Annotated in this window: 12 protein-coding genes and 1 pseudogene; 8 read left to right on the forward strand and 5 right to left on the reverse strand. The window is 50.8% G+C overall.

All coding sequences use genetic code 11. From position 1 onward, the window contains the following. Position 1 precedes the first annotated feature (1 nt). Positions 2–1,252 carry an efflux RND transporter periplasmic adaptor subunit gene (locus BLU57_RS12540; RefSeq protein ID WP_090321460.1) on the forward strand — a complete coding sequence of 417 codons (1,251 nt, stop codon included), beginning with the start codon at positions 2–4 and terminating at the stop codon, positions 1,250–1,252. 56 nt (positions 1,253–1,308) lie between these two features. Then, complete coding sequence (locus BLU57_RS12545) at positions 1,309–2,949, forward strand: efflux transporter outer membrane subunit (RefSeq protein ID WP_090321463.1); 1,641 nt, start codon at positions 1,309–1,311, stop codon at positions 2,947–2,949. A 118-nt stretch (positions 2,950–3,067) separates the two neighbouring features. On the opposite strand, the gene BLU57_RS12550 is transcribed toward BLU57_RS12545, so the two are convergent. Further along, positions 3,068–3,268, reverse strand: coding sequence for a hypothetical protein (locus BLU57_RS12550; protein ID WP_090321466.1), 201 nt, complete (start codon positions 3,266–3,268; stop codon positions 3,068–3,070). 38 nt (positions 3,269–3,306) lie between these two features. Here BLU57_RS12550 and BLU57_RS16105 point away from each other — a divergent pair, with 38 nt between their 5' ends. Then, positions 3,307–3,750, forward strand: a complete 444-nt coding sequence (locus tag BLU57_RS16105) for a hypothetical protein (RefSeq protein ID WP_176776447.1) — start codon at positions 3,307–3,309, stop codon at positions 3,748–3,750. An 875-nt stretch (positions 3,751–4,625) separates the two neighbouring features. Here BLU57_RS16105 and BLU57_RS12565 read toward each other — a convergent pair. Continuing rightward, a complete protein-coding gene (locus BLU57_RS12565) occupies positions 4,626–7,910 on the reverse strand; it encodes a M20/M25/M40 family metallo-hydrolase (protein WP_256206075.1) in 3,285 nt (1,094 codons plus the stop codon). Between the two features lie 270 nt (positions 7,911–8,180). On the opposite strand from BLU57_RS12565, the gene BLU57_RS12570 reads away from it, so the two are divergent. Then, a complete protein-coding gene (locus tag BLU57_RS12570; protein WP_256206074.1) occupies positions 8,181–9,269 on the forward strand; it encodes a TolB family protein in 1,089 nt (362 codons plus the stop codon). A gap of 53 nt (positions 9,270–9,322) precedes the next feature. Here BLU57_RS12570 and BLU57_RS12575 read toward each other — a convergent pair whose 3' ends face one another. Continuing rightward, the gene (locus tag BLU57_RS12575) at positions 9,323–10,672 is read right to left on the reverse strand and encodes a type IV pilus assembly protein FimV (protein ID WP_090321471.1); all 1,350 of its coding nucleotides are present in this window, start codon (positions 10,670–10,672) and stop codon (positions 9,323–9,325) included. 18 nt (positions 10,673–10,690) lie between these two features. After that, entirely contained in the window at positions 10,691–11,134 is a 444-nt protein-coding gene (locus tag BLU57_RS12580) for a DUF4124 domain-containing protein (RefSeq protein WP_090321480.1), read from the reverse strand. Between the two features lie 172 nt (positions 11,135–11,306). Between BLU57_RS12580 and guaB the strand changes: the two genes are divergently transcribed. The 4 genes from guaB (at position 11,307) to BLU57_RS16110 (ending at position 15,129) form a co-directional block, all read left to right on the forward strand. Further along, on the forward strand, positions 11,307–12,770 hold the full coding sequence (gene guaB / locus BLU57_RS12585; RefSeq protein WP_090321483.1) for an IMP dehydrogenase: 1,464 nt from the start codon (positions 11,307–11,309) through the stop codon (positions 12,768–12,770). A gap of 12 nt (positions 12,771–12,782) precedes the next feature. Then, on the forward strand, positions 12,783–14,345 hold the full coding sequence (gene guaA / locus BLU57_RS12590; protein ID WP_090321473.1) for a glutamine-hydrolyzing GMP synthase: 1,563 nt from the start codon (positions 12,783–12,785) through the stop codon (positions 14,343–14,345). Positions 14,346–14,642: 297 nt separating this feature from the next. Then, positions 14,643–14,966, forward strand: a complete 324-nt coding sequence (locus BLU57_RS12595; protein WP_090321475.1) for a hypothetical protein — start codon at positions 14,643–14,645, stop codon at positions 14,964–14,966. A gap of 13 nt (positions 14,967–14,979) precedes the next feature. After that, entirely contained in the window at positions 14,980–15,129 is a 150-nt protein-coding gene (locus BLU57_RS16110) for a hypothetical protein (RefSeq protein WP_176776446.1), read from the forward strand. Positions 15,130–15,282: 153 nt separating this feature from the next. Here the strand turns inward: BLU57_RS16110 and BLU57_RS12600 are convergent. Continuing rightward, positions 15,283–16,304: pseudogene (locus BLU57_RS12600) on the reverse strand (IS481 family transposase); the annotation flags it as partial. Between the last annotated feature and the right edge of the window lie 235 nt (positions 16,305–16,539).

Consider the following 16,539-nt stretch of genomic DNA (forward strand, 5'->3'; position numbering starts at 1 on the left):
TATGGAGAAATCAAAGCAAAAAAGCATGATGATTTTGGTGATCGTTCTTGGTGTCGCCTACATGGGTTATCGGGTCATTGAGTCCAGAGGAAACATGGCCGCTTTAGAAGAAAAAGCGATTGAAAATGACACTCCGACGGTAGCTATCGTTTATGCCAAGCCACTGCCTTCTACAGAAACCATCAAGCTTCCGGGTACCATTCAGGCTTGGTTTCAGGCGCCGATCTATGCCCAGGTATCCGGTTATGTGAAGATGTGGCACAAAGATTGGGGAGCGATCGTGAAAAAAGGGGATGTCCTTGCCGAAATCTATGCACCGGCTCTTGATGCCAAATACCGGCAAAGCAAGGCGGATTTGGAGTCGGAAATAGCCCTTAATAATCTTGCTAAACTCACTGCGGAGCGATATATTGCCTTGCGAAAAAACCAGGCGGTATCCGAGCAAGCGATTTCGGTAAAGGTTGCCGAAGCAAAAGCCCAACAGGCAAAGGTCAATGCCGCCAAACAAAGAGTCAGTAACTATGAAGCATTAATTCAGTTCAAAACAATTGTTGCGCCGTATGACGGTGTAGTCATTAACCGTAGCATTAATGTGGGAGACTTCATCAATAAGGAAGGCACTATCAGTACACCGGAAGGTGAAGTCCGCAATCTTTTTACTGTCGCGGACATCAGCCGGTTGCGTTTGTTTGTCAATGTACCTGAGGCATACGGTGCTGTTATGCATGATGGCTTGAAAGCCGATTTAACGGTGCCGCAATTTTCCAACCGGCATTTCACTGCCGAATTTTTAACTACTGCGCGCGGCTTCAATGAGAGTACACGTACGGTGGTTACCCAATTTGTGATTGAAAATGAAGAACGGGATCTGTGGCCTGGCTCCTATGCATCAGTCAATCTGACCGTAGAGGTTGCGCATAATCATCTCTCGATTCCATCCAGCTCGATGGTATTTGATGAAATGGGAGTTCGAGTTGCCTATGTAGATGAAAATGACCGTGTTCGCTTCAAGCCAATCACGGTAACCAGGTTCCTCGACGCTACTGTTGAAGTAAGCGGGGGCGTCACGACAGAGGACCGACTGATAAACAATCCCAGCGCTGCCCTGCTTGAAGGCGACCTGGTGAAAATTGTAACGCCCAGACCGGGATATGACATGATCAATGAACCAGTGGAATCACGTGAGAAGTCGAAATCAGCCTCACATCCAAAAATGCCGGATCCGAGCCCAAAACAAGCGTTAGACGGATAGCATGCACCATAACGATCATTTCAATCATTTGACTATAATTGACTGGCGGCGTAAAAATGGAATCCATATTTTCAAGACTCTATCGTTTCGGCGTAAGATTGGGTGGTTTTTTATTTCTAGCAATCAGTCTGGCGGCTTGCAGTTCTCTTCCTTTTCCTGCATTTGATCTTTCACCTAAATATCAAGAACCTCAATTCGTTGTTCCGGATTCTTGGGAGGGAACGAGTTCTTTCGTTAAGGCTAATCCGTCGGATGATGTACTCCGGCCCGATTGGTGGAAGCTATATGACGATCCAATTCTTGACAGCCTCGTAGAACAGGCGATGGCAGCCAATCCAGACTTGCATGCTGCAGCCGAAAGGTTTATTCAAGCACGTTATGCAATGATGAAGGCACGATCTCGATATTTCCCCCAAATGGGCTTTGGGTTTGGTGGCAACAATAACAGACAATCCGACCATACCCTCTTCCGTGCTCCCGGAGAACCTGATAGCGATACTCAAGTTCTGATGGATGGAATTGCATCTTGGGAACCGGATTTCTGGTCGAAACTCCGGAATGCCGCACAAGCCAAAATCTATCGTGCTGAGGAACGCGCGGCCGATTATGGACTGGCGCGCCTTATTCTGCAGGCGGAAATTGCATCGAATTATTTCACACTGCGTGGACTGGATGCACAAATCGCGATTTACAAACAGTCGATCGACCTTTATAACTACTCATTAACTGTTGTAGAGACTCAGTTCGAAGGCAAGATCGCTTCTGCTCTCGACGTAGCGCGTGCTGAGTCTCTGTTGTACGCTACTGAGTCAAAATTGGCTCTGATGCATGGTGAGCGCAAAGTGATGGAACAGGCTATTGCAATTCTCCTTAATCTTGCCCCAGCTAGTTTTAAACTCGAGCCGGTAGATAACCTCCTTGCCGCGAATTTTAGCCTTCCACAGACAGTTCCATCTACTTTACTTGAACGCCGGCCCGATATTGCCGCTATGGAGCGCCGGATGGCACAAGCTAACCGCACCATTGGAATTGCACGCGCCGCTTTTTTTCCAAACGTATCCTTCCGGCTTGGGGGAGGGCTTGAGGATTCCGGACTCAATCTGCTTAGCTTGGCTAACAGTTTCTGGGCTTATGGTTCCTCTTTTTCCATTCCACTTTTTCAGGGTGGGTATCGTCGGGCGCAGCTACAACAATCATGGTCGGTCTATCGCGAGACAGAAAATTTATATCGCTCGACCGTACTGAACGCCTTTCGCGAAGTTGAGAATAACCTGACCCAGACTCATTGGATAACTATTGCTGCCGAGCGGCAGGATGCCGCCGTCGAAGCTGCACGTAAAACACAAAACCTTACCATGGAACTGTATAAGGGCGCTTTGGCATCCAGTCTTGAACTCATTTATTCCCAACTCGGTACGCTGACGGCAAGTATCGATTCTGTGCAGATCAAGACTGATCTACTGAAAGCATCGGTGGCGCTTATTCGTGCGCTTGGAGGAGGCTGGAATCGCGATCAATTACCCGCCGACAACGAAATTCAACCCTTTGGCGTATTGCAATATACTGATCTTGATAAGCCAGCACCAGCTGGAGAGATTGACGTCGATGCGAATCCTGCTGATCGAAACAACAAAAACAATAACTTAACAAAACCCTCAGTTGAGTCCTCGTACCTAAAAGTACGTAAATCGCCTTAAGTGCAGAAGCTTTGGAGTTGTTTCCTTTGAACTAGGTTAGGTAATGGCGCTGCAAGCAAGCCGGTTCTGACGAGTACATGGGTGCCGATTGCTTCTCACGGTTGCACTACTTGGATGGTTACTTGATCGGTCGATTGACAGGATTTTCTGATACCTTCGGCGCATCCTCGCCAATCATCACTGGCCCACCGTCCCGCCAGACGACAGCGTACTGACCCAAGCGGCGTTTCCTTTCAAGTGCCTGCGTTACGGCTTTTTGCAGGGAATCCAGGATTACTTGGCTTTCTTTGGAAGGCGTTGTTTTCAGTGTAACTTTCATTCCGTAGCGCTCTTTAATAATTGGTGATAATAAATTTCATGAAGAATATTACGGCCATCGCCCGTTTGTTCAAACACGGGGATCGGTATTTCACCATCATTCATGAAACAAATGCAATGATCGACCCTGTGACTAAACACGTGGAAAAGATTACCAAGGCTGCGCGGGAAACGCCGCTCGATGTCGCGCAACACCCACGTTCGCTCGAACAGCTTGCTTACGAGAAAAAGCAAGACTTGATCCCTTCCACTTATGTTGCTCAGTCACGGACAACTCCGACAAATAGGCAATCATCTTTCGTGTCGAGCGGTACATTCTGGCGCATTCGCCCTGTTGGAGTTGGTATCCAACCTTCGGATGGAAGCCCTTCAAACAACTTCATGCGCGCTTCGCCGATGCTGCCTAAAAGCCTGAGTTGCCTATTCCACTCTAGTGCCCAGAACCAGCCTTCATTGCTACAACGCATGATGGCCTTAAAGTAACCCTGAGCCGATTCGATGTTCGCAAGACAATCCCAATCACGAACTCGGTTTGCAATCTCGATTACCTGCGGATTGCCCCAATCGTTGTGCGTGTAGCTCCCATACCAGGTGAATTGATCTTGTGGTAGCAAGCGCATCTTTAGTGGGTCGAGATAATCCTCCGAGCATATAAGAGCGAACAAGCCTTGGATATGGCTAAATGCGACCTCTCCGACTTGATCGTTGTCTAGCTGCGGGGGCCCAATCATTCCGAACTTCAGAGACATTGGACCAATCGCAGTGGTTAAGGATGTATGTTCGTGGGCATCCTGTATCAGCACTCCCTTCTTCTTTGGGTGGAAGTCGCCTTTTCCCTTTCGAATTGCGACTTCGTTCACTCTAGTATTATCAATGCGGCCCGGGCTATTGAACAGTGTGATGCTTGAGACATGCCGCTCAGCGGAAGCCTTGCGAGCATTGCATGGCCTGCATGCACGAAAGAGGAAATTGAATGGTTGACCATCCATTGTTCCCGTGGGGACGAAGTTCCTTGCAATGAGATGTTCCTTGTCAGACTCCGGAGGATTAGGTCCCTGCAAGAATGTTCCGCAGTAAATGCAGCATGCGTTCGAACCAACTTGAGACGGTGCGTACCAACTAATGGTTTCCCCGGTTTTTCTGCCAGTTCTAAAAGTTCTTTCGGTCATTCGTTATTCGTAGCATTGAGAATGCTTAACGTAATATATATAAAATTTTGTTCAATAATCTTGTTGATAATGTCGCATAACCACTGAATTTTCATAGAGTAACACTCTATAATTTTGATGCCAAGCTTCATCCGGTGGCTCGGTTGCAGCTCCAACAATCAAAGCGATCCGGAATCGGCAATTAGGCTGCTACCGCTCCGCCAACACCACTTCAACCACCATCACTGCATCATTCCTTCTAAGCCATAATTCCACTTTCTCCCCCGCCTTCAACGTGCGCAAGATCGCCGCATACGATGCCAAATCGCTAACCGGTTGCCCAGCCAGTTGAATCAGAATATCGCCCGGTTGAAGTCCGGCTTGTTGCGCCGGGGAGCCGGGGAGGGTGTTGTCGATGCGTACGCCTTCACCCTTATAAGAGAAATCCGGGACGGTGCCGAGGCTGGTTTTGCGTTTTTCCTTCGGTGCGGCGGATTCGGCGGGAGCGGGGGCTGCCGATAGCGTGACCGTCAGCGGTTCGATGCGGTTGGCGAGGTATTCGGTGGCTTCCTTCAGGATCGCGGCGACTTTGACCAGTCCGGCGGTGTCGATTTTGTCGGCGGTGTCGCCGGGGGCGTGGTAGTCCTCGTGCGCGCTGGCGAATAGTTGGATGGCGGGCACGCCGACCTGGATGAACGCCGCTTGGTCGCTGGAGCCGAAATCGTCTTGCACGGCGTTGACCGGAATGCCGGTGACGAAGCTCGCGCCGCGGAAGATGTGTACCAGTTCACGTGCGCTGCCGGTGCCGAACACGGTGACCGGGTTGTTTTCCAGCCGACCGACGGTATCCAGATTCAACATCGCGATGACTTTTTCAACCGGGAATTGATCATTCTTGCGGACATAGTGTTTGGAACCGAGCAGATTGGCTTCTTCGCCGGTGAATGCGGTGAAAATGACAGTGCGTTCCGGCTGCCATTTCGGCACGATCTGACGTGCGAGCTCCAGCATCACGGCGATGCCGCTGGCATTGTCGTCCGCGCCGTGGTGGATTTTGCCCTGATGCGCGGCGCGCACGTCCGGCCAGCCGGTGCCGAGGTGGTCGTAATGCGCGCCGATTACCAGGCTTTGCCCGGCCAGTTGCGGATTGGTGCCGGGCAGGATGCCGACGACATTGCGCAGCGTGATATTGCCTTTCGGCAGGCCGACATCCTGTTGCCAGGTCTGGAAATAGCTGTTGTCGTCACCGCCTGGCAGCAGGCCGATTTGCTGAAACTGTTTGGCAATATACGTAGCCGCATCGTCCAGCTCCGGCGTGCCGAGTTCGCGCCCTTTGTACGATTCGTGCGACAGGTGCGTGATATCCGCCATCATGCGGCTCTCGGAAAACACCGGCGGCAGTTCTGCCAGCGCGCGGCGCGGCTTGGTGATGCCAGTGTGCGTGGTGTGAATCGTGTGGCCGTCTTGCTGTTTGATCCATTGTGTCAGCGGCGATTGCAGAACCGGCCATTGGCCTTTGCCGATGTTGGTCAATTCATCGCCCTTGAACACCAGGTAACTGTATTTGCGGTAATGCGGCAATTTGTTGGCGAGTTCGGCAATCGCCTTGGGGTTGTCGGCGGCGACCCACAGCAGCGTTTTGTCCGGATTGGCGGGTTGCCGGGTGGTCAATACCACGGCGTGACCGGCTTGCGGATAGCGTTTATGTTCCAGTTGCAATTGCTGAGATTGAACGGCAACACCACGATCCGTCAGGGCTTTCGGTACGGCATCGGCAAAACGGTTTTGCCAGCCCAAAATCCAAACGGTGCGATCTTCCGGTAACGTTTTCAATTGATCGTCGGTGACGATTTCCAACGGGCTCGATTGCGTTTTCTGCCAGTTGGCCGCCAATGCGCGGTAGGCCTCCAGCACGGCTTTTTGTTCGCGCGCGGGCAGGATCAGCAGCGGTTTTTCTGCGCCGAAACCTTGGGATAACGCGGAAGGAATCTCGCGGCTATCGAGACGGCGGAACACGTCGAAATGCGGATCGAGGTCGATGCGCACCGGGCGGTTGGCGAATGTCATCTCGACCGTTTGTTTGGCTTGCTCGACGACGATATGCGATTCCACCGCCATGTCCTCGCCTTCCAGCGTGATGGAAACCGGTACCTTTAAGCGGTACGGTTCGCCTGGCTGGGTTTGCTCGACGGTGAGCGTGAGCTTGAATCCATCCGCCGTGCGCTCGGTTTCCGCGCTGCGCAGCACCAGATCCGGCGCTCCGGTGCGATGCACCCACTGCTCGAAGCGTTGTGTCAGATCCTGACCGGTGCTGGTGTTGAACGTGGCGAGCAAATCGGCGAACGTCGCTTGCTGGAATTTGAATTGCTGGTAAAAGCGCCGCAGTGCTTTGGTGAACGCGTCATCACCGAGTTCCTGCCGCAGCATGTGAAAGAACATCATGGTTTTGCCGTAACCGACGGCTTCCGAGCTGGCGCTGTGGCGCGACACGAAACGGATGACCGGGAAATCTTTCTCCTTGCCGACGAAATCGGCGTATTTTTGCAGTACATCGCGACGGTATTCCTCGCCTTTGCCGCGCTGCTCGTTGACCAGATGATCGGCGAGGTAAGCGGTCAGGCCTTCCGCCCAGTTGCCTTTGGCGTAATCGACGAACACGCCGTTGCCCCAGTAGTTGTGCAGAATTTCGTGCGGGTACGACGAGTGAAGAATGAACGGCAGGCGGATCACCTTGGAACCGAGCAGCGTGAACGACGGCATGCCGTAGCCGCTTTCCCAGAAATTCTCAACCAATGCGAACTTCGTATAAGGATAGGGGCCGATCAGCTTGTTGTACATCGCAATGTACTGCGCGGTGGCGTCGAGATACCTCTGCGCCAATGGTTGATCGGCGCTGCGTAAATACACCATCGCGTTGACCGCACCGGCGGATTGCGTGTAGCGCTGGAATTTCGCGGCGATCAGATAAATATCGTCCTGCGGTTGTTTTTCCTCCCAAACCACGTTTTGTGCCGCGCTGGTTTTGTTCTCGCGCAGCAAAGTCCCTTGACTGACCACATCCCAATCGGGGGGCGTTTGAATGTCCAGCTGAAACGATACCAGCGCATCGCCGAACTGCGGATACCACGCACTGGCACTCGCCAGGAACACGCCTTCCGGTGAAATCACGCCCGGCGTGGAACCGAAACTACGCGAATATTCCTGCCCCGGCCCTTGCACCGCGTGATGGATCTGGCCGCCATATTGCAGCGTGAACGCATCCTGCCCGGGCGATACGGTCACCGTGTAATGCCGGATCGAAATCGGTCGAGATTTCAGTGCAACCTCATTGGCATCGGCTTCAAGCGTGGCATCCTGCACATCGCTAACCGCCAACCCGGCGTGCAAATAGAATTCAAGTTGCACGGGCTCTTTAGCATTACGCATGTGATCCGGGATCTGAATCCGGTCTTTGACGCGGATTCCGGAAGTGCCCGGCGATAATTGGATTTCCATGTGATGGTGGAAAGTTGGATTGCTTGCGGCGCCGATCTGGCTGCTGAAAACGCAAAGGATCGCAAGGAAAAAAGCTGATATAAGTTTTAGTGATGTTCGCATTCTTTTTTTAAATCTGGAGGATAGGCTATTTATTGGAATATTCAGATAAACACAATGTTTTACCGCTGCCTGCATTCTATATCATCGTGTGTTTACTTTCCTTTTAGGGTTATGCTTAAATGCTTTTTCATTTATTGGCGGCAAGACTCTTAAATTTCTATGAAAAAGATGACACAGAAGAACACATTCCATGCTTTGAGCGGTTTTTTATTTCCATTGGCGTTTCTAGCTACAAGCCAAGCGTATGCAAGCGATTTTATCACCGGCGAACAACAACTTTCCGTCAAGGAAAAACGCGCCGGTGAGGCGTATTACCGGGCGGATTCGAAGTGGATGATTTATCAAGCGGAAGTGGCGGACGATAATCCGTTTTATCAGATTTTCCTGAAGAATATCGAATCCGGTGCGGTGACGCAGGTGTCGCCGGGTACCGGCAAAACCACGTGCGCGTGGGTGCATCCGGCGCAGGAAAAAGTATTGTTTTCGTCAACGCACGACGACAAGGAAGCCAAAGCTAAAATGGCCGCCGAGATCGAGCGCCGTAATGCGGGTGAACAGAAGTCGTATGCCTGGGATTACGACGAGTTCTACGATATTTACGAAACTGGTTTCGATGGCAAAAACATACGGAATCTAACCAACACCCTGGGTTACGATGCCGAAGCGTCGTGGTCGCCGGACGGCAAATTGATCGCTTTTGCTTCCAACCGCCGTGCATACAGCGGTGAATTGTCCGAAGAAGAACAAGCGCTTTTTAAAGCCAATCCGGCATCAATGATCGATATTTACATCATGGACGCCGACGGCTCCAATGTCAAACGCCTGACGCAAACCAAAAGCTACGACGGCGGCCCGTTTTTCAGCCCGGACGGCAAACGGATTGTGTGGCGGCGTTTTTCGGATAATGGCCGCGAAGCGGAAATCTTCACGATGAATATCGACGGCAGCGATCAAAAACAAATCACGCGCTTGAATGCGATGTCTTGGGCGCCTTTTTACCATCCTTCCGGAAAATACATCATTTTCGCGACCAATTTGCACGGGCACCGCAATTTTGAGCTGTACATCGTCGACACCGATGGTCAGAAAGAGCCGGTGCGTGTGACCGATAAAGAAGGTTTCGACGGTTTGCCGGTATTTACACCAGATGGTAATCACATCACCTGGACCAGCGACCGCACACCCGGCAAGAAGGGATTGTTATTCCACGGCAAGTGGGATCATCAAAAAGCGTTGGAGAGTCTTGCACTGAAGTAAGTCAATTGGCTATAAAGAAGAGCGCTGGCGGATGACAAGAAAGCCAGCGCTTTTTATTTGTCGGCTCCTGTGGGATCGGAAAAGAACTTTTCCTTGCGTTTTTGCTCGTCGAAGTACAGCGACTCATTTGGTTCAAGTTGATTGCCCAGTTTCTGGATTTGCTGCCAGATATCGGGGAATTCACCAAGCCGTTTAAAGCGGCGGGCATTCTTCTTGAAATCTCTTTTGTTGTTGGCTTTGTACAACAATTCGAATAGTAGCAGCCAGCCCGGAATGTCCTGCTGGTTTTTGGCGAGCTGTTTTTGCAGCATTTGAATGGCGGCTTCGGGATTTTCCTGTTCGATCAGCGTGCGTGCTTCGGATACCAGTTGTCCAGGCGGTTCGGGCGGATTCTGCGGTGATTCGGTTTTTTTCTCGTCACTGCGGCGCAGCAGCAGCGCTTCGTATTGATGCCGCTCGGATGGATCGAACGGTAGTGCTGCGTCGCGGGATTTCGCAAGTCTTTCCTTGATTCTGTGATAGTTGCGCGCGATCAGGAAAATAATCAGTAGCGTCAGCAAAGTTCCGAGAAGAAAGACATTATCCAAGAGCAGGGCGGATTCCGGCGCAGCTGGATTGGTTTCAACCGGCACATTTGGATTGGCCGGTTGTTGCGTGTCGGCGGGTGACTGCGGCGCTGTGGCGATATTTTCTGCGGGTTGCGCACTATTACTATCAGCAGGTGGTGTTGCAGCTACTTCCTGGGAAGGCTGCGCAATTTCTTCCGGGGGAGTAGGTGATGGACTCTCGATGCGGTGCTCATTACTGCTTGCCGGAACATAGGTCATGAGTATGGCTTGCATCGCGATGATCTGCTTTTCAATGGATTCGATGCGCTTTAGCAGAATATTGAGTTCGTTGGTTTCATTTTCAGCAATTTGTTCCAATTGCGCGATCAGTTGCAACGCTTCGTTCAAGCCGGATATTGCGCTATCCGGAGCCGATGCTTGCGGTGGACGCTTATTCGCGCCGCGGCTTGAGTTGGATGGATGCGCCTTGGTTGCCGGTTTTGCATACTTGCCGATCGTTCTTAAATCCGGGATGTGAATAATGGTGCCAGCCGGTATGGGACGATAGGCCCCATCGGGAAAGTGCTCGGGATTTGTGCGGATAACCGCGCGAACGAATGCGTCACGTGCAACTGCATCGTGCGGAAACATCAAATGACCGATCTGCGGAATATCTTCCCCTGGCAGGATTTGCCACTGCATTCCCGGTCTGGCTGCGTTGCCGGCAGGATTTCCGGTTTTCTGCTGAGCAATGAGATCGCGTTCTGAATGTGAAACAGGTACTTCAGCCGAAACCGAAGTACCTGTCAAAAAGAGAAGAATGACAATGAGTAGTTTGCCGTGAGATACAATCATCTAGTTCAAGAAGGTTTTCTATTTACAGTAAGTTGCAATCGTCTTGTTGGCATCGGCTATTTTTCTTTGCCGCAAATCATCGTCCACATAAACCATACCACCGGCTCCATCGGGAATGGTCAGGCGCGGTGAATCGGTGTACATTCTAAGCTGAGTTTGCGCATCTATACATTTTTTTTTGTTCTCTTCCGATTTGCTTTGTTGTTTAGTTTCTTCTTCTCTTCTAAGTTGCCGCCGTTTGTCGAATTCTTCTCTGTCGTCGGATAAATTCCTGGAGTTGTTTTGATTTCCAGCGACCGGCGCGGATTTGATATTTAATCGTTGTTCATCCTGGGCGGCATCCGGCGGAGGCGGTTGATCGGTATATTGTGTTTTGCCGTTTTTATCGACCCATTTATAAATCTGCGCATTGGCGCTGATGCTCATCAACAGAATGATCACTGTCAATACAAAAATTCTCATAGCGTGCTCCAGAACATGAATAATCTGAAATACATCGGTTTCGTATTCATGCAACTTAAAGATTTTTCGCATTAAATCATATTCGCTGGAAATATGCTGCGTTCTTGGCTGATTTGGCACGAAATTCATGTCTGAATTTGGCTATAATGTCGCTTTGCCAAGGATTGTTATCATGCAATTGATTCAAAAAGCATTGACCTTTGATGATGTTCTGTTAATCCCAGCCCACTCGACGGTTTTGCCGCGTGATGTCAGTCTGGCAACGCAATTGACGCGCACCATCAGACTCAATCTTCCGGTACTGTCGGCGGCCATGGATACGGTAACCGAAGCACCGCTGGCGATTGCCCTGGCGCAGGAAGGCGGCATCGGCATCATCCATAAAAATATGACGATCGAAGCGCAAGCCGCGCACGTTGCGCAAGTCAAACGCTTCGAGAGCGGTGTGGTTAAGGATCCGGTGACCATCCATCAGAATATGACCGTGCGGGAAGTGCTGGAACTGATACGCCAGCACAAGATTTCGGGTTTACCGGTAGTGAACGGTAAAAAAGTCGTCGGTATTGTCACCAACCGGGATTTGCGTTTTGAGACGAATCTCGATCAGACGATCAAACATATCATGACACCGAAAAGCCGGTTAGTGACAGTCAAGGAAGATACGTCGCGTGAGGCGGTGCTGGCGCTGTTGCACAAACACCGGCTGGAACGCGTGCTGGTAGTCAACGATCAATTCGAGCTGTGCGGATTGATTACCGTGAAGGACATCATTAAAACTTCGGAATATCCGCTGGCGTGTAAGGATGAACAGGAACGATTGCGCGTGGGGGCGGCGATCGGTGTCGGGGAAGGCAGCGAGGAACGCGCCATTGCATTGGCGGAAGCCGGTGCCGATGTGATTGTCGTCGATACGGCGCATGGTCACTCGCAAAGCGTGCTGGATCGTATCGCGTGGGTCAAAAAGAATTTGCCGTCGGTGCAAGTCATTGGCGGAAACGTGGCGACGGCAGCTGCGGCCAGAGCGCTGGTCGATCATGGCGCGGATGCAGTGAAAGTGGGTATCGGTCCCGGTTCCATTTGCACCACGCGCATCGTCGCGGGTGTCGGCATTCCGCAGGTCACCGCGATTCATAATGTTTCTGAAGCATTGAAAGGGAGCGGTGTGCCAATGATCGCCGATGGCGGTATCCGCTATTCCGGCGATATCGCCAAAGCATTGGCGGCGGGTGCTAATACCGTGATGCTCGGCGGATTGTTTGCCGGAACGACGGAAGCGCCAGGCGAGATTGAATTGTTTCAGGGACGTTCGTACAAAAGCTACCGTGGCATGGGATCGCTTTCCGCCATGCAGCAGGGATCAAGCGACCGCTATTTCCAAGACAAAGAACAGAAAAACAACGATAAGCTGGTTCCCGAGGGTGTGGAAGGGCGCGTGCCGTTCAAGGGCAGCATTTCTGCCGTGATCCATCAGTTGATGGGTGGCGTCCGTTCGAGTATGGGTTATCTGGGTTGTGAAACCATCGCCGCGATGCACAAAAAAGCGGAGTTTGTCGAAATCACCTCAGCCGGTATCCGTGAATCGCATGTGCACGATGTGCAGATCACCAAAGAAGCGCCTAACTATCACGTCAAATAAGAACTTTCTTCAATGCATCAGAAAATCCTCATCCTGGACTTCGGTTCTCAGTACACGCAATTGATTGCGCGGCGCGTGCGCGAAACGAACGTATATTGCGAATTGCATCCGTATGATGCCGATCCGGAATTTATCAAAGCTTTCGCACCCCAAGGCATTATTCTTTCCGGCGGCCCCGCTTCGGTCATGGAAGACGAAACGCCGCGCGCGCCGCAAGTCGTATTTGAGCTCGGCGTGCCGGTGCTGGGTATCTGCTATGGTATGCAAACGATGGCGGCGCAGTTGGGCGGTACGGTTGAAAATGCCGCGGTGCGCGAATTCGGTTATGCCGAAATACAGACGACGCAGCACGGCGCGTTATTTAAAGATATTAAGGATCGTAAGAATACGGACGGAAGCAATCTACTGGACGTCTGGATGAGCCATGGCGATGCGGTGATAGCATTACCAGCCGGATTTAAGGTGATGGCGTGTAACGCAGCCACGCCGATTGCGGCGATGGCGGATGACAAACGCCGTTTTTACGGCATCCAGTTCCACCCCGAGGTGACGCATACGCTGCAAGGCAAAGCGATGATCGACCGCTTTGTGCATGGCATCTGTGGCATCGGGCAAGATTGGAATATGCCGGATTATGTCGAGGAAGCGATTGGGAAGATTCGCGCAACGGTCGGCAGCGATCAGGTCATTCTGGGTTTGTCCGGCGGTGTGGATTCCTCAGTGGCGGCGGCATTGATTCACCGTGCCATCGGCGATCAGCTGACTTGCGTGTTTGTCGATAATGGCTTGTTGCGCGCCAATGAAGCCAGGCAGGTGATGGAGACTTTTGCTAAAAATCTCGCGGTTAAAGTGATTCATGTCGATGCCAGCCGTGATTTCTATCGCAGTCTTACCGGTATCACCGATCCGGAAGCCAAGCGGAAAATTATCGGCCGGGAATTTGTCGAAGTATTCCAGTGCGAATCGGCCAAAATCAGCGACGCCAAGTGGCTGGCGCAAGGCACGATTTATCCCGACGTGATCGAGTCGGCCGGTGGAAAAACCAAGAAAGCGCATACTATCAAATCGCATCACAACGTCGGCGGTTTGCCGGAGACGATGCACCTGAAATTGCTCGAACCGTTGCGTGAGTTGTTTAAAGACGAAGTGCGCGAACTGGGATTGGTGCTGGGTTTGCCGCGCGATATGGTTTTCCGCCATCCGTTTCCCGGACCGGGTTTGGGGGTGCGCATACTGGGTGAAGTGAAATACGAATATGCGGAGCTGCTGAGACAGGCCGATCACATTTTTATCGAAGAATTGCAGCGCTCCGGTTGGTATGAAAAAACCTCGCAAGCGTTTGCGGTTTTTCTGCCGGTCAAATCTGTCGGTGTGATGGGGGATGGGCGCACCTATGAATACGTCATCGCTCTTCGAGCTGTGCAAACGCAGGATTTCATGACCGCCAATTGGGCGGAACTGCCGTATTCATTACTCAGCAAGGTTTCCAACCGCATCATTAACGAGATTCGCGGTATCAACCGCGTCGTTTACGACATTTCCGGCAAGCCACCGGCTACCATAGAGTGGGAATGATTGAATGTCTTGCATTGTCTGGCAATGATTTGTGAAAACGACTACGGAACCCGCTTAAATGCGGGTTTTTTGTTATTTCTGCCTGATAATATCGTGTAACAAAAAGCAACTCCAAGCGATTTTCTTACTGGGTATTTCATGAGTTGCCAGGAATCTCAGGATTGTTTATAGAGAGATTGCCTGATTCTTAATAGCATTCGAACCTAACAGCGCCTTGCGATGTGGTATAAAATCAAGCCGGGAAGCTGCTCATTTCCATACTGTGGCTTTGTGATCTAATCATTAGAAGGAATCAACATGTCTCAACCGCTTTCTATACTTATTGTCGTTGTTGCACTGCTGCAAGGTTGTGTTACCTCCAAGGAGGTGTTTCTAGCCGACGGTACTAAAGGGCATAACATCAACTGCGGTGGTTCCGGAATGAACTATAGCAACTGCCTTGAAAAAGCGGGCGAGGTCTGTGGCACGCGTGGGTATCACTTGTTGAATCAGCAGGGTGAAGTTGTTCCTTTCTCTCAGGCAATCCGTGAGCTTGGCGCAAACACACAATCATCATCGGTTGGATATTCGACAACTTCCGGCGCAATAATCACTCGTAATCTATTGATCAAATGCAAATAAATGGGGGTAATTTATGAAAGTCGAAGTGACGGTTGAGCTCGAGATAAGTCTGCATAAAACCAGTATTGCAGATATCAAGAAATTACTGGAAGAAATGATGGACCCAAAAAAGTTTGACGCCTTGGAAGCGATCAGAATAAAAGATGTAAAAATAGACGGATAGATTTTCTTTCAGTCGCAATGGATTGAGATGGGTTTCGCTGCTTTTATCCAGATGAGTGGGAAATATTGATGTATAGTAATTCAGGCTCGATCTGACAGTCACCCGATTTGACGATGTGCCTGTTAGATCAAATTCAGTTTTTAATGTGGTAATTTTATCGTCCCATACCTCCTTTGCGTCAATTAGAGTTTGCATTGGAGTTCGCCCACAGTACATCTTTCCTTGGTGAGTATATGCCCCATTGTAGTACGTCATCCAGTCTCCAAATCGTGCTGTAACTCTTCGATGGAACGGTAAATCTTGCACCGGAATGCCACCTGGTAGAACTCTTGCAAGATTGTTTTGTGGAAACGCTCGCAAATACCGTTGGTTTGTGGATGATTGGCTTTCGTTTTGGAATGTTCAATCTCGTTCAGTGCCAGATAGAGCTGGTAATTGTGATGTTCTGGCTTGCCGCAATATTCGGTACCACGGTCGGTCAGAATACGGATGACGCCCATACCTTGTTCGGTGAAGAACGGCAATACCCGATCATTGAGCAAATCAGCTGAGGTGATCGGTGTTTTGGTGGTATACAACTTGGCTGCTGCCCATTTGGAATAAGTGTCGACGAAGGTTTGCTGATAAATTCGCCCCACGCCCTTGAGAGTGCCGACGTAAAAAGTATCCTGGCTACCAAGATAGCCGGGGTGAGCCGTCTCGATCTCGCCGTGGGCAACATCATCGTCCTGTTTCTTCTCCAGTGCCTGCACCTGTGCCTCGGTCAACACCGCTCCAGTCTCAGCGACATGCTTCTCCAAAGCTGACAGACGCTTCTTGAACGACTCCAGATTCTGGCGCAACCACACTGAACGGACACCTGATGGAGAAACAAAGATCCCGCGTTTGCGCAGTTCATTGGAAATACGAACTTGGCCAAAAGCCGGTTGCTCCAGAGCAAAAGCGGTGACCGCCGCCTCTGTCTCTTCTTCTATACGGTTCTTGATGTTGGGCTTACGCCGGTTTGCATCAATCAGGGCCTCAACACCGCAGGTTTCCACTGCTGCCTGATAGCGATAGAAAGTATCGCGAGAAAAACCCATCTCCTTGCAGGCGCGGGATACATTGCCAAGTTCGGCCGACAGATTAAGCAGACCAATCTTGTGTTTGATAACATTTCGGTGAACACTACTCATGGGATTACTCCTTTACGCTTTCGCGTTTGGTTGATAAAGATTTGCACCTCTATCAAACCGGGTAATCCCACCTTCTGGCAAGACCTACTGTCTGATCAAATCTGAACTACTACATATAAATTTGGAGTGGTGTGGCCAGTATACGTTTTTTATCTATTAGTCCTATGGATATCTATATTTACTATTTGGTCCTATGGAATTGTCTGGATTTTCTATTATGGGCCTTGTTGAATAG

The sequence above is a fragment of the Nitrosomonas oligotropha genome (assembly GCF_900106555.1).
Taxonomy (GTDB): domain Bacteria; phylum Pseudomonadota; class Gammaproteobacteria; order Burkholderiales; family Nitrosomonadaceae; genus Nitrosomonas; species Nitrosomonas oligotropha_A.

Bases quoted from the DNA above. Each gene is read 5' to 3' on its own strand.
- BLU57_RS12540 (WP_090321460.1), top strand. From the start codon at position 2: ATGGAGAAATCAAAGCAAAAAAGCATGATGATTTTGGTGATCGTTCTT.
- BLU57_RS12545 (WP_090321463.1), top strand. From the start codon at position 1,309: ATGGAATCCATATTTTCAAGACTCTATCGTTTCGGCGTAAGATTGGGT.
- BLU57_RS12550 (WP_090321466.1), bottom strand. From the start codon at position 3,268: ATGAAAGTTACACTGAAAACAACGCCTTCCAAAGAAAGCCAAGTAATC.
- BLU57_RS16105 (WP_176776447.1), top strand. From the start codon at position 3,307: ATGAAGAATATTACGGCCATCGCCCGTTTGTTCAAACACGGGGATCGG.
- BLU57_RS12565 (WP_256206075.1), bottom strand. From the start codon at position 7,910: ATGGAAATCCAATTATCGCCGGGCACTTCCGGAATCCGCGTCAAAGAC.
- BLU57_RS12570 (WP_256206074.1), top strand. From the start codon at position 8,181: ATGACACAGAAGAACACATTCCATGCTTTGAGCGGTTTTTTATTTCCA.
- BLU57_RS12575 (WP_090321471.1), bottom strand. From the start codon at position 10,672: ATGATTGTATCTCACGGCAAACTACTCATTGTCATTCTTCTCTTTTTG.
- BLU57_RS12580 (WP_090321480.1), bottom strand. From the start codon at position 11,134: ATGAGAATTTTTGTATTGACAGTGATCATTCTGTTGATGAGCATCAGC.
- guaB (WP_090321483.1), top strand. From the start codon at position 11,307: ATGCAATTGATTCAAAAAGCATTGACCTTTGATGATGTTCTGTTAATC.
- guaA (WP_090321473.1), top strand. From the start codon at position 12,783: ATGCATCAGAAAATCCTCATCCTGGACTTCGGTTCTCAGTACACGCAA.
- BLU57_RS12595 (WP_090321475.1), top strand. From the start codon at position 14,643: ATGTCTCAACCGCTTTCTATACTTATTGTCGTTGTTGCACTGCTGCAA.
- BLU57_RS16110 (WP_176776446.1), top strand. From the start codon at position 14,980: ATGAAAGTCGAAGTGACGGTTGAGCTCGAGATAAGTCTGCATAAAACC.